This window comes from Amycolatopsis tolypomycina (genome assembly GCF_900105945.1).
GTDB lineage: Bacteria > Actinomycetota > Actinomycetes > Mycobacteriales > Pseudonocardiaceae > Amycolatopsis > Amycolatopsis tolypomycina.
Genome location: NZ_FNSO01000004.1, coordinates 1 through 23,042 on the forward strand (window position 1 = coordinate 1; position 23,042 = coordinate 23,042).

Consider the following 23,042-nt stretch of genomic DNA (forward strand, 5'->3'; position numbering starts at 1 on the left):
GACGCCGCAGAAATGCGCGGGAGTGCGCAACGAACCGGCGATGTCGGAGGCGATGGACAGCGCCGAACCCGGCTGCCAGTGCCGCCGCCGATCCGCCGGACGACCCGCCCGGCGTGCGACCGTGCGCCCACGGGTTCTCGGTGGTGCCGTAGATCTCGTTGAACGTCTGGATGTCCTGCAGCCCCAGCGGCACGTTGGTCTTGCCGAGCACCACCGCGCCCGCGGCCTTGAGCCGCGTCACCTGGACCGCGTCCCCGGCCGGCACGTGGTCCCGGTGCGGCGGCATGCCCCACGTCGTGGGAGCCCGGCCATGTCGTAGGACTCCTTGACCGTCACCGGAACCCCGAGCAGCGGCCGGTCCGCACCCCGCGCGCGGGCCTCGTCGGCGCGGCGCGCGGCGGCCCGCGCCCGGTCGAAGTCCGGTACGCAGATGGCGTTGATCGACGGTCGTCACGCTCGATGCGGGCGATCGCCTCGTCGGTCAGTTCCGCCGATGTCACCGCGCCGGCCCGCATCGCGGAAAGCAGCTCTCCTGCGGTTTTGAAACTCCATTCCATGAATCCGACGCTATCCGCACGCCGATGGGGCACAAAATTTCTTTTCGGGCAAATCAATCCCGCGCGGGGCACACGAATTCGCGGATGTCCAGCACCGGTTTCGATCCAGGGCCACCAACGGGCCCCGGAGGCAGCCGCCGGGCCGCCACTGTCCGAAAAGGACGGCGCCGGTCAGGCCGGTTCGAGCGCTTCGGCGAACCGCAGCGGCAGCAGGCGGATGACGCGCAGCGCGCGGCCGGTGGCGTCGACGCGGACGGTGCAGGCGATCCCCGCTCGGTGGCGAGCAGGTAGCCGTGTTCGACGGCCGCGAAGCCCGTGGCGCTGAGGAAGCGCACGCCGCACAGGTCGATCACGAGGTGGGTGAGCGTGCTGGTCGCTCTGGCGGTGATCAGCTCGCGCAATCGCGGGGCCGTGGCGAGGTCGAGGTCGCCGGCGACCTCGACGACCGCGGTGCCCGGTGCGGCCGGTGGGTGGTGAGCCGGAGGGCGTCGGGCAGTTCGACGGGCGAGAGGCTCGTGGACAGCGTGTGCCGGCTGTGGTCATGGTGGCCTGCTTCCCTGGGCCACACCCTAGGTACAGCGCTGAAGTGAGATCGCGGCGAGGGCCGCGCGACAACGGATGCCCCGAGCGCGGGGTATCTCGTGCCGGCCGTTGTCTCGACCGCTTCACCCAGCATAGGACATCCGCGCCCGAGGTGCGGGCTGATCCCACGACATGCTTGAACAAGCAACTAGATGGGGGTAGTAGTGGCATCAGGACCAGTAGGGTCCGTTCACACTTCAGGGAGAAGCAATGTCACTTGTTTCAGCCTTCCGGTGTTCGGCAAGGCGGCGGCCACCCCGGCGGGATCGCGCGGTACGCGCGCGAGGCGGAGCGGGCGGGCGCGGGCGGCCTCTGGGTCGGTGACCGGCTGTTGTCGCCGGTCGCCCCGGTGGTGTCCTACCCGGGTTACGACACGATGCCCGAGGAGTTCCACACCGCGTACGACCCGTTCACCGCGCTGGCGATCGCCGCGGCCGTCACCGAGACCGCGGTCCTCGGCTCCAGCACCATCAACGCGACGCAGTACCAGCCCGCGAACTTCGCCCGGCTGCTGACCAGCATCGACGTCGCGAGCAACGGCAGGCTGCTGCCCGGCCTCGGCATCGGCTGGTCGCCCGACGAGTACGCGGCGGTCGGCGTGCCGATGTCCGAGCGCGGCAAGCGGCTCGATGACCTGCTCGACCTCCTCGAGTCGTGGTGGACGAAGGACACCGTGGCGCACGAAGGCGTCGGCTACGCGATCGCCGAGTCGCACGTCGCCCTGAAGCCGGTGCGCAAGCCTCCGATCCACCTGGCCGGCTTCGGCGAGAAGTCGCTGCGCCGGGTCGCCGAGCGGCGGACGGCTGGCTCCCGGTCTGGTCGGTGCCCGAGCAGTTCCCGCGGACGTCATCACCTCGACGCTGGCGAAGCTCCGCGCCGACGCCGAGCAGGCCGGCCCGACCCGCAGGCGCTCGGCGTCGCCCTGCGGGTGAACGCCGCCCCGGGCACGGACGCGGAGACCATCGCCGCGTCGGTCACGAAGATCGTGGAACTCGTCGCCCCGGACCACACGTTCGTCGACCTCACCTACCTGACGAGCAGCGTGGACGAGCACCTCGACCTCACCGGACGGCTGCTGGAGCTGACCGCCAAGGGCTGACGCGCGGCGCGGGAGCCCTTCCCGGACCACGGAGGGCTCCCGGTTCGCCGGAGAACGCTAGGAAAGCTCGACCAGGTCCAGCAACGTCCGCGCGTAACCGGTGATCGCGGCCTCCGCCTGGTCCGTTCCTTCGCCCGGCGCGGACGTGCGGTCCAGCACCAGGACTACATTGGACTTCCGGGCGACGAGCACGACCAGGCTGCCGTGCGCGCTGATCCTCGCCTCGTCGCCGACCCCGCTCACCGGCGTGTCCGCGCCGAGCCGGTACCCGGCGGACGGCCCGTCGTACCGGGTGACGCGGGACGCCGCCTCCTGCTCGGCTTTCCCGGTGCCGCTTTGGTTTCCCGTTCGCCGGTACAGCGAATACCGCGCCTCGACCTCGGGCGGTCCGGCCCAGGCGCAGTCGGCGCCCTGGACGTCGCCGGGGCCGGTGAGGCGCGCCGGGCTTCCCGGGGCAGGCCGGGCAGCCGCGGGCAGTGCCCGGCAGCGTCGCCGCCTCGTGCCGGCCCGGCCACCACGCTTCGAGCCAGGGCCGGGAGACCACCGCGAGCGCGGTCACGAGGACCACGGCGGCCAGCGCCGCGCCCCGCACGAACCACCGCCGGCTCGGCCCGGCTGCTGTCATCGGCCCCTCCCGATGTCCTCGTCACCGGCAGCCTAGCCGAACGGGGCAGCGACGCTGGTCCATCCGGGTTGAACGGACGAAACGGAGTTGACCGCCGGCACACTCGCGCGTTGCCTGGTGTGGCCGGACGAGGGCCCGGCAGGGGGCGCATGGGGATCGAGCACGCATTCTGTCGTGCGCTAACTGAATAGCAGCCACTAGGGGGTAGTGGAATTGTTCCATCGGAAACGCTTTTCCGTGGCCATCGTCATGGCCGCATTACTGGCATTGTCCGGACTCACGGTGCAACCGGCCGCGGCCGCCGACTTCGGCACCAAAGCGATCGGGGACGCGGTGGTCGCCACCATCGTGAACCGCGAAAACCACAACTGCCTCGACAGCGACTACAACGGCAACGTCTACCTCAACCCGTGCGGCGCGCGGAACTACTTCCAGCACTGGCAGGCGGTGGGCCACACGCTGGTGAACGTGCAGACCGGCCGCTGCCTCGACAGCAACAACGCCGGTGACGTCTACACCCTGATCTGCAACAACGGCGAGTACCAGCAGTGGGGCGGCGGCGGCGAGCACGTCGTCGGCAACCGGAAGACGCTGCTGGCCGTGACCGCCCTCGACGAGCACGGGGTGCACGCCTACGCCCCGATCGGACTGGAATCGCAGCTCTGGACACGCACCTGACCGAAGGCCTCTGCGACCCCGACCCGCTGACGATGGTGGTCGACGAGATCCTCGAAGACGACTGGACGAAGATCCAGGACACGCAGCAGAGCACCGAAGGCATCGCCGGGCCGTGGGACTGGAAGGTGACGACGGGCGTCGGCACGCACATCACGGCGACGACGTCCGCCTCGGTCGGCGCGGAATTCGCCGTCGGGCAGTTCAAGGCGACGGCGTCGGGCACCGTCACCGAAGGCGTCACGCACGACATGACCTACACCGTCGAACGGCCCTTCCACGCCATCATTCCGCAGGGCCAGGTCATGTACGCCAACTACGGCGCGCACCGGCACAACATCCTGTTCCACTGGCACCGCAGCGCGAAGGACTGCACGGACCTGGAAAGCGGCCAGTACAAACTCACCGTGCCGTTCGCGCAGGGTTTCTACTGGCGTTGTGAAACGCGCCTGGATCCCGACTGCAGGCGGAAGATCGAAGCGGCGAACAGCGGGACGCCCAACGCGGCACGGCTCGCGGAGTCGTTCTACCCGTATTACGCCCTGCTCGAACTGGGCCCGCCGACCGAGCCCCCGCCGCCGGTCCGGAAAGCGACCAGCGTCGCCTACACCGGCCCGACGACCGCGGCCTACCACGACTCCGTCGTCGCGTCGGCGAAGGTCACCAGCGAAGGCAGGCCGGTGGGCGCCGGCCTGGTCACCTTCACCCTCGGCCGCGGCAGCTGCGTCGCCGGGGTGGGCCCGTCCGGCACCGCGTCCTGCTCGATCGACATCACGGACACGCCGGGCGCGGCGACGATGCGCGTCAGCTACGGGGGCACGGCCGACTTCTTCCCCAGCAGCACGAGCGCGGCCTTCACCATCACCAAGGCACCGACGAAGCTGGCTTACACGGGCACCAAGCACATCGCCAACGGCGAGCCCGCCCGCCTGGCCGCCGTGCTGACCGAGAACGGGCGCCTCACCGGTCCGCTCGCGGGCCGCACGGTGCACCTCACCATGGGCCAGGGCGCGACGCAGCAAGCCTGCGACGCGACGACGGACGCCGCCGGGGCCGCGCAGTGCGAGATCGCGTCGCCGGACCAGCCGCTGGAACGACACCGCGACCGTGCCGGTCGGGGCGAGTTTCGCGGGCGACGAGTTCTACCTGCCGTCCAGCGACGCGGCGCAGGCCCGGCTGCAGTACTACACCGGGCGGGCCGTCGGGCTCGAGGCCGCGGTGAACCTGCCGCTCCTGCCGCTGAAACTGGGTCCGGCGCCGGACACCGGGCCGGTCCGCCACGGCCACGGCGTCGCGGACCAGCACGCCGTGCACCGCGTCGCTCGGCGTCCTGGTGCTCAACGCCCGCGCGCTGTGCCCGCAGGTCACGACCAGCCTGAAGCCGGGCACGATCACGTCCACCGTGCACGTCGACGACGTCCACGTCGGACTGCCGGGCCTGCCGGTGATCGACATCGCCGGGCTGACCGCGACGTCCACCAGCACCTGCACCGGGACGAGCGGCTCGGCGACGATGACGCTGAAGATCGCCGGCGTCCAGGTGACGGTACCGACCCAGCCGAACAGCACGATCCCCCTCGCCGGCGGCGGCCGGATCGTCGTCAACGAGCAGAAACCGGTGCCGGGCAGCGACTTCGGGCTGGCCGAAACCGCCGTGCACATCGTGCAGCCGGGTTGACGGGCAACCTGGTCGACATCACCGTCGGCACCGCGGTGAGCGCGTCGCACCACTGCACGTAGCCGGATCGCCCCTCGGACCTGTCCGGTCCGAGGGGCGCCACCCGGCCCGTCCCTGGTGGGCGTAGGACGACGCTTCGGTGAGCACCAGGCCGGACCCGTGGGGGTGTAACGCGGCTGACCCGTTCGACGACTCCCCGCGGTGACGGGTCCTCGAAGGGTTGTGGCTTGCTGACCGAAGACGCACACCGGCGGATGACCGAGACGCTGCGCCGGGTGGAAGGCGAACCCGCGCCGGACTCGTTCCCCGTGCAGGTGCGGTGGGACCCGGCCGCACGCCGGCTGCGTTGGGTGTGCCGGCGGCACTTCGCGGGGAGCTGAGGTCGGCGCTCGCCGTGCGGCCCCTGTTCGCCGCCGGATCCCGCATCGGGGCCGCGCCCGGCGACGAACGCTCCGCCTTGCTCGGGCGGTACGCCCGGTGGTGCGGGCGCGGAGCCCGGCTGAAGTCGCACCTCGACCTTTTCGACGAGGCCGTACCCGCGGTGCTGGCGGCAGTCTTCGTGGTTTCAGCCGTCGTGGCGCCCCTGTGTCTGTGGGGTCCGGGGAATCTCGGCCGGGTCCTGCTCGCCGGCGAGCTGGTGATGGTCTTCGCCACCGTGATCATCTCGTCCGCCGGCGTCGAGGAAACCCGTGCCGACCGCGCCGCGACCCTCTTCACCCTGGCGCTCATCGCCGGTGGCGAGGCAGCCACCCTGACCCTCGGCGGGTCGTGGACCATTTCGGTGGGAGACACCTCCGTCGAGTGGTCGCGGCCCCTCGGCCTGCTGCTCCTGCTCGGCTCGTGTCTCCTGCCGATCTTCTTCTTCGCCCTCTTGGCCTTCGCCGGCTCGTGCGCCTCGAGTCTGTTCGGCAGGTACGCCGGCCGCGAGGGGCCGGCCGAGCTGGCTCTCTTTCCCTCGCACTCGCGCTGGCGCAGCTGGTCGACCGCGCACCCGGGCGAACGGCGGCTGCCGTCGGCCGCGCAGCTGCGGTCCGTGGCCACCTGCATCGAGGGCTTGGGCCGGGACGTCGACCTCCCGGACGCCCGGCACCGGCGCGTGTTCCGCGGCCGGATCCGGTCGGCGGCGGAGGCCCGTGCGAGAGAAGGCTCTTTGGGTGGCGCCCAGCCGGACAGGGCCGACACTGCAGCGCGTTGCGCAGCTTCGTCGATCGAGCTGATGACGACCGTCCTCGATCGGGACACGCGAGCTACCGGATTCACCGCGCACGAAGTGGCACAGGATCGCCCGGCACCCTGTGCCATCTTGTGCGGCGTGAATCCGGAGCGCGTCGTGGTGCGTCGAGGACGGTCGTCATCAGCCGACGACGAAGCTGCGCAACGCGGCCTGCGTGTCGCCTTCCGGCAGCGCCACCCAAAGAGCCTTCTCTCGCACGGCCTCCGCCGCCGACCGGATCCGGCCGCGGAACACGCGCCGGTGCCGGGCGTCCGGGAGGTCGACGTCCCGGCCCAAGCCCTCGATGCAGGTGGCCACGGACCGCAGCTGCGCGGCCGACGGCAGCCGCCGTTCGCCGGGTGCGCGGTCGACCAGCTGCGCCAGCGCGAGTGCGAGGGAAAAGAGAGCCAGCTCGGCCGGCCCCTCGCGGCCGGCGTACCTGCCGAACAGACTCGAGGCGCCACGAGCCGGCGAAGGCCAAGAGGGCGAAGAAGAAGATCGGCAGGAGACACGAGCCGAGCAGGAGCAGCAGGCCGAGGGGCCGCGACCACTCGACGGAGGTGTCTCCCACCGAAATGGTCCACGACCCGCGAGGGTCAGGGTGGCTGCCTCGCCACCGGCGATGAGCGCCAGGGTGAAGAGGGTCGCGGCGCGGTCGGCACGGGTTTCCTCGACGCCGGCGGACGAGATGATCACGGTGGCGAAGACCATCACCAGCTCGCCGGCGAGCAGGACCCGGCCGAGATTCCCCGGACCCCACAGACACAGGGGCGCCACGACGGCTGAAACCACGAAGACTGCCGCCAGCACCGCGGGTACGGCCTCGTCGAAAAGGTCGAGGTGCGACTTCAGCCGGGCTCCGCGCCCGCACCACCGGGCGTACCGCCCGAGCAAGGCGGAGCGTTCGTCGCCGGGCGCGGCCCCGATGCGGGATCCGGCGGCGAACAGGGGCCGCACGGCGAGCGCCGACCTCAGCTCCCCCGCGAAGTGCCGCCGGCACACCCAACGCAGCCGGCGTGCGGCCGGGTCCCACCGCACCTGCACGGGGAACGAGTCCGGCGCGGGTTCGCCTTCCACCCGGCGCAGCGTCTCGGTCATCCGCCGGTGTGCGTCTTCGGTCAGCAAGCCACAACCCTTCGAGGACCCGTCACCGCGGGGAGTCGTCGAACGGGTCAGCCCGCGTTACACCCCCACGGGTCCCGGCCTGGTGCTCACCGAAGCGTCGTCCTACGCCCACCAGGGACGGGCCGGGTGGCGCCCCTCGGACCGGACAGGTCCGAGGGGCGATCCGGCTACGTGCAGTGGTGCGACGCGCTCACCGCGGTGCCGACGGTGATGTCGACCAGGTTGCCCGTCAACCCCGGCTGCACGATGTGCACGGCGGTTTCGGCCAGCCCGAAGTCGCTGCCCGGCACCGGTTTCTGCTCGTTGACGACGATCCGGCCGCCGCCGGCGAGGGGGATCGTGCTGTTCGGCTGGGTCGGTACCGTCACCTGGACGCCGGCGATCTTCAGCGTCATCGTCGCCGAGCCGCTCGTCCCGGTGCAGGTGCTGGTGGACGTCGCGGTCAGCCCGGCGATGTCGATCACCGGCAGGCCCGGCAGTCCGACGTGGACGTCGTCGACGTGCACGGTGGACGTGATCGTGCCCGGCTTCAGGCTGGTCGTGACCTGCGGGCACAGCGCGCGGGCGTTGAGCACCAGGACGCCGAGCGACGCGGTGCACGGCGTGCTGGTCCGCGACGCCGTGGCCGTGCGGACCGGCCCGGTGTCCGGCGCCGGACCCAGTTTCAGCGGCAGGAGCGGCAGGTTCACCGCGGCCTCGAGCCCGACGGCCCGCCCGGTGTAGTACTGCAGCCGGGCCTGCGCCGCGTCGCTGGACGGCAGGTAGAACTCGTCGCCCGCGAAACTCGCCCCGACCGGCACGGTCGCGGTGTCGTTCAGCGGCTGGTCCGGCGACGCGATCTCGCACTGCGCGGCCCCGGCGGCGTCCGTCGTCGCGTCGCAGGCTTGCTGCGTCGCGCCCTGGCCCATGGTGAGGTGCACCGTGCGGCCCGCGAGCGGACCGGTGAGGCGCCCGTTCTCGGTCAGCACGGCGGCCAGGCGGGCGGGCTCGCCGTTGGCGATGTGCTTGGTGCCCGTGTAAGCCAGCTTCGTCGGTGCCTTGGTGATGGTGAAGGCCGCGCTCGTGCTGCTGGGGAAGAAGTCGGCCGTGCCCCCGTAGCTGACGCGCATCGTCGCCGCGCCCGGCGTGTCCGTGATGTCGATCGAGCAGGACGCGGTGCCGGACGGGCCCACCCCGGCGACGCAGCTGCCGCGGCCGAGGGTGAAGGTGACCAGGCCGGCGCCCACCGGCCTGCCTTCGCTGGTGACCTTCGCCGACGCGACGACGGAGTCGTGGTAGGCCGCGGTCGTCGGGCCGGTGTAGGCGACGCTGGTCGCTTTCCGGACCGGCGGCGGGGGCTCGGTCGGCGGGCCCAGTTCGAGCAGGGCGTAATACGGGTAGAACGACTCCGCGAGCCGTGCCGCGTTGGGCGTCCCGCTGTTCGCCGCTTCGATCTTCCGCCTGCAGTCGGGATCCAGGCGCGTTTCACAACGCCAGTAGAAACCCTGCGCGAACGGCACGGTGAGTTTGTACTGGCCGCTTTCCAGGTCCGTGCAGTCCTTCGCGCTGCGGTGCCAGTGGAACAGGATGTTGTGCCGGTGCGCGCCGTAGTTGGCGTACATGACCTGGCCCTGCGGAATGATGGCGTGGAAGGGCCGTTCGACGGTGTAGGTCATGTCGTGCGTGACGCCTTCGGTGACGGTGCCCGACGCCGTCGCCTTGAACTGCCCGACGGCGAATTCCGCGCCGACCGAGGCGGACGTCGTCGCCGTGATGTGCGTGCCGACGCCCGTCGTCACCTTCCAGTCCCACGGCCCGGCGATGCCTTCGGTGCTCTGCTGCGTGTCCTGGATCTTCGTCCAGTCGTCTTCGAGGATCTCGTCGACCACCATCGTCAGCGGGTCGGGGTCGCAGAGGCCTTCGGTCAGGTGCGTGTCCCAGAGCTGCGATTCCAGTCCGATCGGGGCGTAGGCGTGCACCCCGTGCTCGTCGAGGGCGGTCACGGCCAGCAGCGTCTTCCGGTTGCCGACGACGTGCTCGCCGCCGCCGCCCCACTGCTGGTACTCGCCGTTGTTGCAGATCAGGGTGTAGACGTCACCGGCGTTGTTGCTGTCGAGGCAGCGGCCGGTCTGCACGTTCACCAGCGTGTGGCCCACCGCCTGCCAGTGCTGGAAGTAGTTCCGCGCGCCGCACGGGTTGAGGTAGACGTTGCCGTTGTAGTCGCTGTCGAGGCAGTTGTGGTTTTCGCGGTTCACGATGGTGGCGACCACCGCGTCCCCGATCGCTTTGGTGCCGAAGTCGGCGGCCGCGGCCGGTTGCACCGTGAGTCCGGACAATGCCAGTAATGCGGCCATGACGATGGCCACGGAAAAGCGTTTCCGATGGAACAATTCCACTACCCCCTAGTGGCTGCTATTCAGTTAGCGCACGACAGAATGCGTGCTCGATCCCCCATGCGCCCCCTGCCGGGCCCCTCGTCCGGCCACACCAGGCAACGCGCGAGTGTGCCGGCGGTCAACTCCGTTTCGTCCGTTCAACCCGGATGGACCAGCGTCGCTGCCCCGTTCGGCTAGGCTGCCGGTGACGAGGACATCGGGAGGGGCCGATGACAGCAGCCGGGCCGAGCCGGCGGCGGTGGTTCGTGCGGGGCGCGGCGCTGGCCGCCGTGGTCCTCGTGACCGCGCTCGCGGTGGTCTCCCGGCCCTGGCTCGAAGCGTGGTGGCCGGGCCGGCACGAGGCGGCGACGCTGCCGGGCACCTGCCCGCGGCTGCCCGGCCTGCCCCCGGGAAGCCCGGCGCGCCTCACCGGCCCCGGCGACGTCCAGGGCGCCGACTGCGCCTGGGCCGGACCGCCCGAGGTCGAGGCGCGGTATTCGCTGTACCGGCGAACGGGAAACCAAAGCGGCACCGGGAAAGCCGAGCAGGAGGCGGCGTCCCGCGTCACCCGGTACGACGGGCCGTCCGCCGGGTACCGGCTCGGCGCGGACACGCCGGTGAGCGGGGTCGGCGACGAGGCGAGGATCAGCGCGCACGGCAGCCTGGTCGTGCTCGTCGCCCGGAAGTCCAATGTAGTCCTGGTGCTGGACCGCACGTCCGCGCCGGGCGAAGGAACGGACCAGGCGGAGGCCGCGATCACCGGTTACGCGCGGACGTTGCTGGACCTGGTCGAGCTTTCCTAGCGTTCTCCGGCGAACCGGGAGCCCTCCGTGGTCCGGGAAGGGCTCCCGCGCCGCGCGTCAGCCCTTGGCGGTCAGCTCCAGCAGCCGTCCGGTGAGGTCGAGGTGCTCGTCCACGCTGCTCGTCAGGTAGGTGAGGTCGACGAACGTGTGGTCCGGGGCGACGAGTTCCACGATCTTCGTGACCGACGCGGCGATGGTCTCCGCGTCCGTGCCCGGGGCGGCGTTCACCCGCAGGGCGACGCCGAGCGCCTGCGGGTCGCGGCCGGCCTGCTCGGCGTCGGCGCGGAGCTTCGCCAGCGTCGAGGTGATGACGTCCGCGGGGAACTGCTCGGGCACCGACCAGACCGGGAGCCAGCCGTCCGCCCGCTCGGCGACCCGGCGCAGCGACTTCTCGCCGAAGCCGGCCAGGTGGATCGGAGGCTTGCGCACCGGCTTCAGGGCGACGTGCGACTCGGCGATCGCGTAGCCGACGCCTTCGTGCGCCACGGTGTCCTTCGTCCACCACGACTCGAGGAGGTCGAGCAGGTCATCGAGCCGCTTGCCGCGCTCGGACATCGGCACGCCGACCGCCGCGTACTCGTCGGGCGACCAGCCGATGCCGAGGCCGGGCAGCAGCCTGCCGTTGCTCGCGACGTCGATGCTGGTCAGCAGCCGGGCGAAGTTCGCGGGCTGGTACTGCGTCGCGTTGATGGTGCTGGAGCCGAGGACCGCGGTCTCGGTGACGGCCGCGGCGATCGCCAGCGCGGTGAACGGGTCGTACGCGGTGTGGAACTCCTCGGGCATCGTGTCGTAACCCGGGTAGGACACCACCGGGGCGACCGGCGACAACAGCCGGTCACCGACCCAGAGGCCGCCCGCGCCCGCCCGCTCCGCCTCGCGCGCGTACCGCGCGATCCCGCCCGGGGTGGCCGCCGCCTTGCCGAACACCGGAAGGCTGAAACCAAGTGACATTGCTTCTCCCCTGAAGTGTGAACGGACCCTACTGGTCCTGATGCCACTACTACCCCCATCTAGTTGCTTGTTCAAGCATGTCGTGGGATCAGCCCGCACCTCGGGCGCGGATGTCCTATGCTGGGTGAAGCGGTCGAGACAACGGCCGGCACGAGATACCCCCGCGCTCGGGGCATCCGTTGTCGCGCGGCCCTCGCCGCGATCTCACTTCAGCGCTGTACCTAGGGTGTGGCCCAGGGAAGCAGGCCACCATGACCACCAGCCGGCACACGCTGTCCACGAGCCTCTCGCCCGTCGAACTGCCCGACGCCCTCCGGCTCACCACCCACCGGCCCGCACCGGGCACCGCGGTCGTCGAGGTCGCCGGCGACCTCGACCTCGCCACGGCCCCGCGATTGCGCGAGCTGATCACCGCCAGAGCGACCAGCACGCTCACCCACCTCGTGATCGACCTGTGCGGCGTGCGCTTCCTCAGCGCCACGGGCTTCGCGGCCGTCGAACACGGCTACCTGCTCGCCACCGAGCGGGGGATCGCCTGCACCGTCCGCGTCGACGCCACCGGCCGCGCGCTGCGCGTCATCCGCCTGCTGCCGCTGCGGTTCGCCGAAGCGCTCGAACCGGCCTGACCGGCGCCGTCCTTTTCGGACAGTGGCGGCCCGGCGGCTGCCTCCGGGGCCCGTTGGTGGCCCTGGATCGAAACCGGTGCTGGACATCCGCGAATTCGTGTGCCCCGCGCGGGATTGATTTGCCCGAAAAGAAATTTTGTGCCCCCATCGGCGTGCGGATAGCGTCGGATTCATGGAATGGAGTTTCAAAACCGCAGGAGAGCTGCTTTCCGCGATGCGGGCCGGCGCGGTGACATCGGCGGAACTGACCGACGAGGCGATCGCCCGCATCGAGCGTGACGACCCGTCGATCAACGCCATCTGCGTACCGGACTTCGACCGGGCGCGGGCCGCCGCGCGCCGCGCCGACGAGGCCCGCGCGCGGGGTGCGGACCGGCCGCTGCTCGGGGTTCCGGTGACGGTCAAGGAGTCCTACGACATGGCCGGGCTCCCCACGACGTGGGGCATGCCGCCGCACCGGGACCACGTGCCGGCCGGGGACGCGGTCCAGGTGACGCGGCTCAAGGCCGCGGGCGCGGTGGTGCTCGGCAAGACCAACGTGCCGCTGGGGCTGCAGGACATCCAGACGTTCAACGAGATCTACGGCACCACCGAGAACCCGTGGGCGCACGGTCGCACGCCGGGCGGGTCGTCCGGCGGATCGGCGGCGGCACTGGCAGCCGGGTTCGGCGCGCTGTCCATCGCCTCCGACATCGCCGGTTCGTTGCGCACTCCCGCGCATTTCTGCGGCGTCCACGCGCACAAGCCGACGCTGGGGCTGGCGGCCGGCCGCGGCATGGTCCCGCCGGCCGACCCGGCGTGGCCGGTCGAGCCGGACCTGGCCGTCGTCGGCCCGATGGCCCGCAGCGCCCGCGACCTGACGCTCCTGCTCGACGTCATGGCCGGGCCGGACCCGTTGACGTACGGCGTGGCGCACCGGTTGCAACTGCCACCCGCCCGCCGCGAGCGGCTCGGCGATTTCCGCGTCCTGGTCGTCGAGGAGCACCCGCTCATCCCGACGTCGTCGGCGGTGCGGGCGGGAGTGCACCGAGTGGCCACCGCACTCGCCGACGGCGGCGCCCGCGTCGCGCGGCACAGCCCGCTGCTGCCCGACCTGACCGAAGCGGCGACGCTGTACATGCAGCTGCTGATTTCGGGTTCGGTGGCCCGGTTCCCCATCGATTCGGACGAGCAGCTGCGCACCCAGGCGGCGGAACTGAGCGCGGAAGATCGAAGCCTGGACGCGGTCCGGCTGCGCGCCCTGCAGTTCAGCCACCGCGACTGGCTGGCGGCAGACCACGGCCGCGAACGCCACCGCCAAGGCTGGCGCCGGCTGTTCACCGAGTTCGACGCGGTGGTGTGCCCGATCACGCCGACCCCGGCGTTCCCCCACGACCACACCCCGAACCCGATGGAGCGGCGCATCGACATCGACGGCGCCTCGCACCCGTACTTCGACCAGCTCGTGTGGGCGGGTCTGGCGACGATGCCCGGCTTGCCGTCCACGGCGATCCCGGCGGGCCGCTCTCCGGAGGGCCTGCCGGTCGGGGTGCAGCTCATCGGCCCGATGTACGAGGACCGCACCCCGCTGCGGCTGGCCGAACTGCTGGAGCAGGAGATCGGCGGCTTTCAGGCACCGGGTGGCGCGATGACGACGTCTTTCGCGCTCTCCGCCGGTCCTGCGAGTTCTGGATCCGCGTGTGCCGCGACTGGTTCGTGAACGTCCCGATCGCCGGGGAACACGCCCTCCGGCTGCTCCCCGGGCTGGCCCCGGCGGGGCCGCTCGAGGACCGCGATCCGTACACGTACGTCAAGACCACCAACGACTACGGAACGGCCTGGTTCTACTACGCGGTCGAGACGCCGGAGCGAGTGCCCCAGGCCCGCGATCACGACGCGATGGCGTCCCTGATCGCTCCCGCGTCACGGTCGAGAAGCGACCGCTCGCGGGCCGGCGGCTCGGCCTTGAGGGTCCAGCCGTCCCCGGCGTGGCGGGGGATGACGTGCAGGTGGAAGTGGAAGACGGTCTGGAACGCGACCTCGCCGTCGCAGACGAGGACGTTGATTCCCGCGCAGCGCAGGCGTGAACGGCGCAACGCCCGCGCCATGTCGTGCCCGACCGACCAGACGTGCCTGCCCGTGGCGTCGTCGAGGTCCTCGAGGCCGACGGCGTGCCCGCGGGGCACGACGAGGAGGTGGCCGGGCGTCACGGGGTGCAAGTCCATGAAGACGACGACGGTCTCGTCCTCGTGCACCACGCTGGCCTCGGCCCGGCGCGCCACGATGGCACAGAAAACGCACTCCCGCGCTGCCGCGTTCTGTGCCATACGTGCCATGGTCCCAGCGCACCAGGACCACGGCAATTCAATTGCCGAGCCACTTCTCCACGTACGGCTGGAACAGATTCAGCAACACCGGCAGCGCGACGGAGAACAGCACCGGGATGCGCGCGAAGCTCCCCAGCCGCATCGGCCGGATCCGTGCCTTGCGGTAGCGCTGCACGCGCGCTTCGAGCTCGTCCAGTTCTCTCGTCGAGGCGCCTTCCGCCTCGGCCTCGGCGATCGCGATGTGGCGCTCCCGGGCGGCGGTTTCGATCCTGCGGATGCCGAGCCACGGCAGGCCGACGTAGATCCACAGCAGGATGAACCAGAACGCGGCCGGGATCCACCCGCCGCCGCCGAGGCCGAGGACGACGGCCAGCCCGGAGACCATGATCCCGTACAGGGCCATGGAGAGCCACACACTGCGGAAGATCTGCCGGACCGGATCCCAGCCGTAGTGGCCGTCCGGGTTGATCCAGTTGGCGTCGAGCTGCACCAGGCGGGGCAGCGCGGCCGCGATGCGCGCGATGCTCACCCCGACGTGCGTCTGGGCGAGGATCATGTAGATGGCGAGTGCCGTCAGCAGGAAGTACGTGATCGCCCCGATGGGGTGATCGATGCCCGCCCACCAGTGCGCGTACGCGTCGCGCCGCCACTGCTCCCGCGCCGCCGCGCTGCCGTCGGTGGGCATGAAGATGCGGAACAACCCGTAGTACTGGCCCAGCGACAGCAGCAGGGCCAGCACGAACGCGGACACGACGAACGCGGTCGTGAACACCGCGGCGTGCCGTCGGTTGCGTTCGTTCGTCCGCTCGAGGTACCTGGCCAGCCGCTGCTCGGGCGGGAACCGCGCCGCCCAGCGCAGGATCGGCGGGTCGTCCGCGTTCTCCGCGGTGAGGCCGTGCCGCGGTTTGATGACCTTGTTGGCGATCAGCTTCGGCAGGCACGCCTTGAACAGCCGCCACTGCCGGTGCATGATCATCACCTCGACGATCATGATGGCCGCGAACAGCCACACCAGAGTGTCGCGCACGAGCGGGTACCGCAGCCCGACGGCGACCGTCAGGTTGTTGCGGCCGACCGCCCGCCAGAAGTCCTCGACAGGCTGGAATTCGTGGGCGTCACCCAGCATCCCGCCCGCGGCGGCGCTCAGCACGAGCACCAGGGCCACCGCCGGCGCCAGGAGCAGCAGCGCACCGCCCGGCACCTTCCGCAGCCACCGCAGGGGGATCGCGGCGGCGTAGGGATCGAATTCGGCGACGTCGACCGCCGACGAGCGGACGGGGCTGTCCGGCATGTGTCACTCCTTCGCCAGGATGAAGTCGATGAGGGCCTGGGGATCCTCGATGAGGGGCCAGTGGCGGCAGTGGCGGATGACCAGTTCGCGCCGCACGTCGGCGTGCCGGCGCACGATGGCGAAATCGGCGGCCGTGTTCATCGTGTCGCGCTCACCGCGCACGACGTCGACCGGAACGCGCGCGGCGTCGAGCAACGCGGGCAGGTCGATGCTGCGCGCCTGCCGCAGGGCCCGCAGCACGGTGCGGGCGCCACCGGTGTAGGAGAGGGCCTCCGCGGTGAGCCCGGGGTCGAGCAGCGCCGGCTCCGCGACGAACACCCCGAGCGCGAGCGAGCGCAGCACCTTCGACCGGGCGATCAGCCCGGCCGACCAGGGCCGCAGCGGCACCAGGCCGCCGACGAACTGGGCGGCGAGCGTGGCGGCGAGCGCCGGTGCCCGCAGCGCGCGCGCCGGGTGCAGCAGCATTTCGATGCCGGCCACCGGAGTCGCGTCGACCAGCACGAGCCGACGGCACACGGCGGGGTCCTTCGCGGCCACCCGGAGGGCGATGAGGCCGCTCAGCGAGTGGGCGACGACCGTGCAGCCCGTGGCGCCTTCCCGCCGGCAGAACTCGATGATCGCGTCGGCCACCCCGTCCAGGGTCACCTGGCCGCCGGGCAGCGCGCTGCGCCCGAACCCCGGCACGTCGATCGCCAGCGTCCGTCCGACGGCGCCCAGCGCCGGTGCCACCCCGCTCCAGAACCTCAGCGTTCCGCCCAGTCCGTGCAGCAGGAGGAACGTCGTGTCCCCGCCCTGGCCCGGCCCCAGGTCGACGACGTGCACGCCGCCCCGGAGCTCGGCCCGCCTGCTCATCGCGCCCCCGCCCGTCACCATGTGACCGGCAAGGACTCGACGCCGTGGATGACGGAGAAGCGCTTGAACCCGACGCGCTCGGCGGGCACCGCGAGCCGCAGCCCGGGAAACCGGCGCAGCAACGCGGAAAACACGACGCGCAGCTCCAGCCGGGCGAGCGGCGCCCCGAGGCAGCGGTGCACGCCGAACCCGAACGCGAGGTGCGGCGTGGTCCGCCGGCGGGGATCCACCGTGTCCATCGCGGCGCCGAGCGCCGGATCGCGGCTGGCCGTGGGCAGCGAGCAGAGCACGACGTCACCCGCCGCGATGCGTTGGCCCTTGAGCGAGGTGTCGCGCCGGGCGAACCGGGGAAAGGCGAGCTGGGCCACGCACACGTAGCGCAGCAGCTCGTCCACCACCCGGTCGATCGGTGCGGCCCCGCCCCGGACCGACGCGGCGAGCCGATCGTCCTGCAGGAGCACCAGGCAGCCGGTGGCGATCATGCTCGCGGTGGTGTCGAGCCCGCCGGTCAGCAGCCCGTCGATCAGGCCGGCCAGCTCCTGGTCGTCCAGCTGGTCGCCGTGTTCGTCGAGCAGCCGCCCGAGCAGCCCGGCGCGCGGCCCCGCCCGCTGCCGCCCGACGAGCCGGCGAACGTCGTCCAACGACCGCCCGACGGCGGCCACGGAGGTACCGAGATCCCCGGACAGCTCGAACCGGCTGGTGCCACGGCCCCGCCGGCAGGCACGGGGAACACCGACCAGCGCGCTCATCACGCCCGACGCGACGGGTTCGGCGAGCGCACGCACCAGGTCGACCGGCGGCCCGGCTCGCGCCAGCCGATCGAGCTGCGCGGCAACGATGTCCTCGATCCGGGGAGCCATGCCCCGGACGACGTGGGCCCGGAAGGCGGGGGCGAGCAACCGCCGCCGTCGGGTGTGCACGGGGGAGTCGTGGAAGCCGAGGCCGCCGGGCTGCCACTGCCCGGCCACCGGCGCCCCGTCCCGGGCCAAGGAGAGGTCGTTGCCGAAGGTGCCGGCATCCCCGAGCACGGTCCGCACGTCGTCGTGCCGAGTCACGAGCCACGCTTCGCGCAGGCCCAGCATGGAAAAGGCGGCAACGGGACGTTCGCGGCGCAGGCGGACGAGGTCCTCGTGCGGATCGAGCCCGTCGCGCATGACGGGCAGCAGCGGATGCCTGATGTCCAAGAGGAGAACCCCCTTCCCTTCGACCCGGCAAAGGTGTCGCGAAAGGGGGAGCCGGCTGTTTCGCGGCGTGATACGCCAGTGAATGACCGTTGTTCGATCGTGACCTGCCGTTGGCGGCGGTGCCACCGCAGGTGGCACCGCCGCCCACGGTCAGCTTCCCGCGGCGCAGAAGGTGTCGACCGGCCGCTTCCCGCTCACCAGGTACTCGGTCACCAGCGAGTTCCCGCACTTGCTGGGCGTGAACAGGTAGGCCCCGTGCCCGCCCTGGTCGATCGTGATCATGCGGGCGCGCTCGCCGAACGCCGCGCGCAGCTTGCGGGCACCGGACAACGGCGTGCCCGGGTCACGCTGGTTCTGCACCATCAGCACGTTCGCCGGGCCGTGGCCGGTGATCCGCACCCGCGGCTCGGCGGGCGGCGCCCAGTACGCGCACGCCGCGATGTTCGCGCTCGCCGCGCCGAGCAGCGGGTACCGGATGCGGTCGACCGCGACGTCCAGCTGGTAGCTCGCGATCGAGCGCGGCCACGCCGAGTCGCCGCAGATCACCGCGAACCGGGACGCCAGCAGGTTTTCGACCCCGGTCACCGGTTCCGCCGGCGGCTTCGGGGCCCGGCCCTGATCGAGCCCCTGCCAGTCCTCGGCCAGCTGCGTCAGGTCCGTCGAGTACAGGCCTTCGAACGTCAAGCCGCGGAAGAACGAGCCCGTGATGCCCCCGACCGGGGTGCGGTCCAGCCGCGCGGCCAGCTCGTGGAACTTGGCCGTCACCTGCGCGGGCGTCGTGCCGAGCCCGTACTCCGGGTGCTTCGCCGCGAAGGCCGCGAAGTCGGGGAACCGGTCCTCCATGCCCCGCCCGAAGCCGCGCATCGCGTCGATGTCGTACCCGCCCGGCCCGAGGCTGCTGTCCAGGACGATCCGGTCGCTGCGCTCGGGGAACAGCGTCGTGTAGACCGCGCCGAGGTAAGTCCCGTAGGACGCGCCCAGGAACGACACCTTCGGCTCGCCGAGCGCCGTCCGGATGCGGTCCATGTCCCGTGCGGTGTTCGCCGTGGTGACGTACGGCAGCAGCGATCCGGTCTTCGACCCGGCGCACTGCTCGGCTTCCCGCTTCGCGAGCGCGGCCTGCTTGACGACGTCGGCCGGGCCCTTCGGGTACGGCAGGTTGCCGACCGCGATCTGCTCCGGCGTCAGGTCGCACGTCACCGGCGTGCTGTGCGCGACCCCGCGCGGGTCGAACCCGATGATGTCGTAGGCGTCGAGCACGTCTTGCGGCAGCTTCACGAGCTTCAGCAGCTGCGGGTAGTCGAGACCGCCACCGCCCGGACCGCCCGGGTTGGTCAGCAGCACGCCCCGCCGCTTCGCCGGGTTCTTGCTCGGCAGGCGCGACACGGCGACGTCGATCGTCCGCCCGCCCGGCTCCCGGTAGTCCAGCGGGACCTTCATCGTCGTGCACTGCAGGTCCGGCGCCGGGAACGCCCCGGCGGGACACGGTCCCCAGTCCAGGTCGTTCGGTGCGGCCGAGGCCGCGGGGACGGCGATCGTCGCGCCGAGCACGGCGATCGCGGCCACCAGCAGGGTTTTGCGCATCGGAGTTCCTTTCGTTCGCACCGCGCTCAGCGGCGCGGTTCCCAGCGGAAGAGCCGGGTCGCCAGCACGACCGCGACGAAGACCCAGGCCAGGGTCGGGGCGAAGAGGAGCAGGGAGTCGGCGGCCGGTTTCCCGCCGTTCCACGCGTCGAGCACCAGCTCGGCCGCCGAACCGCCGGGCAGCAGGCGCTTGAGCAGCGTGAGCTCGCCGGTGCCGGTGAGGCCGACCCAGCCGGCCACCGCGATCACGCCGACGCTGATCGGCAGCGTGGTCACCTGCGCGTGTTCCGGCGAGTTCGTCAGCCCGGCCGTGGCCAGGCCCAGCGCGAGCATCATCACCACGGTGGCCACGACGGCGGCGGCCAGCAGCAGCGGGTTCGCCGGCTTCCCGGTGATCACGGCCAGCACCGCGAGCAGCACGGCGATCTGCACCACCGCGATCGCGGTGACCGGCAGCAGGAGCCCGCCGAGGATGCCGGCGTCCCCGGCCGCGGTCGAGCGCAGCCGCTTGAGGAACAGGTTCTGGCGGCGGGCGGCCAGCGTCGTCACCGTCGTGGTGTAGAGGCCGATGCCCAGCACGAAGAACAACGTCAGCGTCGCGATGTAGCCGAGGCTCCCCATCTCGGCGAAGACGTCGTGCCGGGCGATGAAGAACGCGCTGAGCGCGGCCGGCAGCACCAGTGCGGTGACCAGCACGAGCCGGTTCCGGAAGAGCTGGATCAGCTCGCCGCGGGCGATCGTCAACATGGTTCCCTCTCTCAGGAGTTTTCGATGGCGCGGAAGACGTCGTCGAGCCGCGTCGGCCCGGCCTGCAGGTCGAGCAGCTCCACGGCCTGGTCCTGCGCCCAGGCGAGCAGCGTGTGCAGGTCCTTCTGCAGGCCGAAGGTCTCCACGAGGAACTTGCCGTCCACCCCCCGCGTGGCGAGCAGCGGCGGCGACGGCGCGTCGGCCGGGAGTCCGAAGTGGATGGTCGAGGGCAGCGTCCGGGTCAGCTCGGCGACGGTGCCCTCGCGGTGGAGGACGCCCTGGTGCATGAGCCCGATGCGGTCGGCGCGCTGCTGGGCTTCCTCGAGGTAGTGCGTGGTGAGCACGACCGTGGAGCCGTCCTCGCGCAGCCGGTCGACGGCGTCCCACAGCGCGTCCCGCGACTGGATGTCGAGGCCGGTGGTGGGCTCGTCGAGGAAGACCAGCTCGGGCGTGCCGTAGACGGCGGTGGCGAAGTCGAGCCGCCGCTTTTCCCCGCCCGAGAGCTGCCCGACCCTGGTGCCCGCCTTGCGGGTGAGGCCGGCCACGTCGAGCAGGCGCCCGACGTCGTCGTGCCGTCCGGTGAGCCGCCCGACCAGCCCGACGGTCTCGCGCACGGTCAGGTCGGCGGAAAACCCGCTCTCCTGCAGCATGATCCCCAGCCGCGGGCGGACGGCGGCGCGGTCGCGGGGGTCCTTCCCGAACACCCGGACCGCACCCGAGCTGGGCGCGCGGTGGCCTTCGACCGTCTCCAGGGTCGAGGTCTTGCCGGCGCCGTTCGTGCCGAGCAGGGCGTACAGCTCCCCGCGATCGACCTGGAACGAAAGGTCTTTCACGGCGGGGAAGCCGCCGTAGGTGAGGGTGAGGCGATCGACGTCGATGACCGGTGTCGTGGACATGCCCCGGATTCCAGCGTGGATCGGCGCGGCCCGGCAGTGCGGCGGCGTCACCCGGATACATGACGTGGTGTCACTGGTGGTGCCCGCTCAGCCGGATACGCTCGGCTGGGTGGAGGTGCCGACGATCGCGCGCAGGACGTCCTGGACCGGCGGGAAGGTCCAGGAGCGGCTGCGCCGGCTGAACCTGATCACGACCGTCCCGCCGCTGGCGCTCGTCGGGGTGCTGTTGCTGCTGCTGACCGCCCGGTCCTGGTGGCACGTCGTGCTCCAGGTCGTCGGGCTGGTCGCGGCGCTGGCGACCGCCGAACGCTGGACCGCGGGCGACTACCTGCGCGTCGCGCGGCCGAGCCTGGCCGTCACCGCCGTGGTGTCGCTGGCCGGGTCGCTGACCGACGACACCGCCGCGTTCTTCAGCCTGTCCGTGGTGGGGTCGTACCTCATCCCGCCGCTGCCCCGCCACCGGCTCGCCGCGCTGGCCGGGCTGACGGTGCTGATCGCGGCGCTGGGCGCGGCGAACGTCCTCGTGCACGACGACCGGATCGGCTGGCGGCTGTTCCAGTTCGTCGCCGTGCCCGCGGTCGCCATGCTGGTCTCGACCGGGTTCATGTTCGTCAGCCAGCGCTTCTTCGACCTGATCGCGGAGCTCGAGCAGTCTCGCGAGCGCGAAGCGGACCTCGCCGTCACCCGGGAGCGGGTGCGTTTCGCGTCCGACCTGCACGACATCCAGGGGCACACCCTGCACGTGGTGAAGCTGAAGGTGGCGCTGGCCGAGAAGCTGCTGGACCGCGAACCGGAGCGGGCGCGCGAGGAACTGCGTGAGGTGCACGACCTGGTCGGGGAGACCATCGTCCGTACCAAGGAACTCGCCTACGCCCAGCGGCGGCTGAACCTGTCCGCCGAGCTCGAGAACGCCAAGAACCTCTTCGAGGCCGCGGGGATCCACGTCCGCGTCACCCGCGAGTCCGAAGTGGACGCCACGGCGAGCGAACTGCTCGGCCAGGTCCTGCGCGAGACGACGACCAACATCCTGCGGCACGCCGAGGCTCGCCAGGTGGGAATCACGCTCACCAGGCGCGGAATCACGATCGTCAACGACGGCGCCCCGGAAACCGGCCCGCTCGAGCTCGGCGGCCTCGCGGTGCTCCGGCAGCGCTTGGCGGAGCACGGCGCCGAGCTGGAGGTCTCCCACGCCGGCGGCCGCTTCCGCACCGCGGCGGCCTTCCCCGCGCCGAAGGAGGCCCGACGATGACAACGGTGGTGCTCGCCGACGACGAAGCTCTGCTCCGCAAGGCTTTGGCGGCGCTGCTGCCGCTGGAAGGCGAGATCACGGTGCTGGCCGAAGCCGACGACGGCGAGACGGCGATCGCGGCCACCCTCGAACACCGGCCGGACGTGCTGGTCATCGACCTCGAGATGCCCCGCGTGGACGGACTAGGCGCGGTGGAGGAGATCCGCCGCGCCCGGCCGGAGCAGGTGATCCTGATGCTGACCCGCCACGCCCGCCCCGGCGTGCTCCGCAAGGCGCTGAAGCTCGGCGTCCAGGGCTTCGTCAGCAAGGCGGCGGAGCCGGCCCACATCACGTCGGTGATCAAGACCCTGCACGCGGGCAAGCGCTGGATCGACCCGGACGTCTCAGCACTGGCCGTCGTCGACGACTGCCCCCTGACCGACCGCGAGCTGGACGTCCTGCGCGCAACCCGCGAGGGCTTTTCGGTGGCGGACATCGCCGGCCAGTTGCACCTGGCGGAGGGCACGGTCCGCAACTACCTGTCCAACGCGATGCAGAAAACCCAAACCCGCACCCGCCACGAAGCGGCCCGATACGCCCGCGAGCACGACTGGCTGTAGGCGATCGCCGAGAACGCAGTAACCCCTCCGGCCTGCCGGAACGGCGT

Annotated in this window: 21 protein-coding genes and 2 pseudogenes; 10 read left to right on the forward strand and 13 right to left on the reverse strand. The window is 71.6% G+C overall.

Features of this window, described 5'->3' with window-relative positions:
- Together BLW76_RS10640 and BLW76_RS47705 are read right to left on the reverse strand one after the other, a co-directional pair.
- Positions 1-557, reverse strand: a pseudogene (locus BLW76_RS10640) (amidase family protein); the annotation flags it as partial.
- A 53-nt stretch (positions 558-610) separates the two neighbouring features.
- Positions 611-1,006: pseudogene (locus tag BLW76_RS47705) on the reverse strand (STAS domain-containing protein); the annotation flags it as partial.
- Between the two features lie 350 nt (positions 1,007-1,356).
- Between BLW76_RS47705 and BLW76_RS10645 the strand changes: the two are divergent.
- Positions 1,357-2,238 carry an LLM class flavin-dependent oxidoreductase gene (locus BLW76_RS10645; protein WP_208613263.1) on the forward strand — a complete coding sequence of 294 codons (882 nt, stop codon included), beginning with the start codon at positions 1,357-1,359 and terminating at the stop codon, positions 2,236-2,238.
- A gap of 57 nt (positions 2,239-2,295) precedes the next feature.
- On the opposite strand, the gene BLW76_RS10650 is transcribed toward BLW76_RS10645, so the two are convergent.
- Positions 2,296-2,481, reverse strand: a complete 186-nt coding sequence (locus tag BLW76_RS10650; RefSeq protein WP_091305937.1) for a hypothetical protein — start codon at positions 2,479-2,481, stop codon at positions 2,296-2,298.
- Between the two features lie 619 nt (positions 2,482-3,100).
- Between BLW76_RS10650 and BLW76_RS10655 the strand changes: the two genes are divergently transcribed.
- The 4 genes from BLW76_RS10655 (at position 3,101) to BLW76_RS48445 (ending at position 5,596) form a co-directional block, all read left to right on the forward strand.
- Positions 3,101-3,541 (forward strand): RICIN domain-containing protein, encoded by a 441-nt coding sequence (locus BLW76_RS10655; protein WP_143060607.1) that lies wholly within the window; start codon positions 3,101-3,103, stop codon positions 3,539-3,541.
- 32 nt (positions 3,542-3,573) lie between these two features.
- Complete coding sequence (locus tag BLW76_RS10660; protein WP_091305939.1) at positions 3,574-4,917, forward strand: Ig-like domain-containing protein; 1,344 nt, start codon at positions 3,574-3,576, stop codon at positions 4,915-4,917.
- The gene (locus tag BLW76_RS10665) at positions 4,872-5,216 is read left to right on the forward strand and encodes a choice-of-anchor P family protein (protein ID WP_091305941.1); all 345 of its coding nucleotides are present in this window, start codon (positions 4,872-4,874) and stop codon (positions 5,214-5,216) included. Before BLW76_RS10660 ends, BLW76_RS10665 begins: the two co-directional genes overlap by 46 nt.
- 227 nt (positions 5,217-5,443) lie before the next feature.
- On the forward strand, positions 5,444-5,596 hold the full coding sequence (locus tag BLW76_RS48445; protein ID WP_167384572.1) for a hypothetical protein: 153 nt from the start codon (positions 5,444-5,446) through the stop codon (positions 5,594-5,596).
- 974 nt (positions 5,597-6,570) lie between these two features.
- On the opposite strand, the gene BLW76_RS10670 is transcribed toward BLW76_RS48445, so the two are convergent.
- Both BLW76_RS10670 and BLW76_RS10675 read right to left on the reverse strand, forming a co-directional pair.
- Entirely contained in the window at positions 6,571-7,554 is a 984-nt protein-coding gene (locus BLW76_RS10670; RefSeq protein WP_091305942.1) for a hypothetical protein, read from the reverse strand.
- A 167-nt stretch (positions 7,555-7,721) separates the two neighbouring features.
- On the reverse strand, positions 7,722-9,899 hold the full coding sequence (locus BLW76_RS10675; protein ID WP_143060524.1) for a choice-of-anchor P family protein: 2,178 nt from the start codon (positions 9,897-9,899) through the stop codon (positions 7,722-7,724).
- Between the two features lie 239 nt (positions 9,900-10,138).
- On the opposite strand from BLW76_RS10675, the gene BLW76_RS10680 reads away from it, so the two are divergent.
- Entirely contained in the window at positions 10,139-10,711 is a 573-nt protein-coding gene (locus tag BLW76_RS10680; protein ID WP_091304073.1) for a hypothetical protein, read from the forward strand.
- Positions 10,712-10,768: 57 nt separating this feature from the next.
- On the opposite strand, the gene BLW76_RS10685 is transcribed toward BLW76_RS10680, so the two are convergent.
- Entirely contained in the window at positions 10,769-11,662 is an 894-nt protein-coding gene (locus BLW76_RS10685; RefSeq protein ID WP_091304072.1) for a TIGR03619 family F420-dependent LLM class oxidoreductase, read from the reverse strand.
- 251 nt (positions 11,663-11,913) lie between these two features.
- Between BLW76_RS10685 and BLW76_RS10690 the strand changes: the two genes are divergently transcribed.
- Positions 11,914-12,288 (forward strand): STAS domain-containing protein, encoded by a 375-nt coding sequence (locus BLW76_RS10690; RefSeq protein ID WP_091304071.1) that lies wholly within the window; start codon positions 11,914-11,916, stop codon positions 12,286-12,288.
- A gap of 172 nt (positions 12,289-12,460) precedes the next feature.
- Entirely contained in the window at positions 12,461-13,987 is a 1,527-nt protein-coding gene (locus BLW76_RS10695; protein ID WP_091305944.1) for an amidase, read from the forward strand.
- A gap of 169 nt (positions 13,988-14,156) precedes the next feature.
- Here the strand turns inward: BLW76_RS10695 and BLW76_RS10700 are convergent, their stop codons facing one another.
- The 7 genes from BLW76_RS10700 to BLW76_RS10730 form a co-directional block, all read right to left on the reverse strand.
- Entirely contained in the window at positions 14,157-14,594 is a 438-nt protein-coding gene (locus tag BLW76_RS10700) for an HIT family protein (RefSeq protein WP_091319281.1), read from the reverse strand.
- 37 nt (positions 14,595-14,631) lie between these two features.
- A complete protein-coding gene (locus BLW76_RS10705) occupies positions 14,632-15,885 on the reverse strand; it encodes a hypothetical protein (protein ID WP_091305945.1) in 1,254 nt (417 codons plus the stop codon).
- 3 nt (positions 15,886-15,888) lie between these two features.
- Positions 15,889-16,737, reverse strand: a complete 849-nt coding sequence (locus BLW76_RS10710; protein ID WP_167384573.1) for an alpha/beta fold hydrolase — start codon at positions 16,735-16,737, stop codon at positions 15,889-15,891.
- A gap of 14 nt (positions 16,738-16,751) precedes the next feature.
- Positions 16,752-17,921: a cytochrome P450 gene (locus BLW76_RS10715; RefSeq protein ID WP_244170130.1), complete on the reverse strand. Its 1,170-nt coding sequence runs from the start codon at positions 17,919-17,921 to the stop codon at positions 16,752-16,754.
- Between the two features lie 150 nt (positions 17,922-18,071).
- The gene (locus tag BLW76_RS10720; protein ID WP_091305948.1) at positions 18,072-19,505 is read right to left on the reverse strand and encodes an alpha/beta hydrolase; all 1,434 of its coding nucleotides are present in this window, start codon (positions 19,503-19,505) and stop codon (positions 18,072-18,074) included.
- Between the two features lie 26 nt (positions 19,506-19,531).
- A complete protein-coding gene (locus tag BLW76_RS10725) occupies positions 19,532-20,251 on the reverse strand; it encodes an ABC transporter permease (RefSeq protein ID WP_091305950.1) in 720 nt (239 codons plus the stop codon).
- 11 nt (positions 20,252-20,262) lie between these two features.
- A complete protein-coding gene (locus tag BLW76_RS10730) occupies positions 20,263-21,147 on the reverse strand; it encodes an ABC transporter ATP-binding protein (RefSeq protein ID WP_091305952.1) in 885 nt (294 codons plus the stop codon).
- A 109-nt stretch (positions 21,148-21,256) separates the two neighbouring features.
- Between BLW76_RS10730 and BLW76_RS10735 the strand changes: the two genes are divergently transcribed.
- Positions 21,257-22,396 carry a sensor histidine kinase gene (locus BLW76_RS10735; protein ID WP_091319285.1) on the forward strand — a complete coding sequence of 380 codons (1,140 nt, stop codon included), beginning with the start codon at positions 21,257-21,259 and terminating at the stop codon, positions 22,394-22,396.
- Positions 22,393-22,995, forward strand: a complete 603-nt coding sequence (locus BLW76_RS10740; RefSeq protein WP_091305953.1) for a response regulator transcription factor — start codon at positions 22,393-22,395, stop codon at positions 22,993-22,995. Before BLW76_RS10735 ends, BLW76_RS10740 begins: the two co-directional genes overlap by 4 nt.
- The last annotated feature ends 47 nt before the right edge of the window (positions 22,996-23,042 follow it).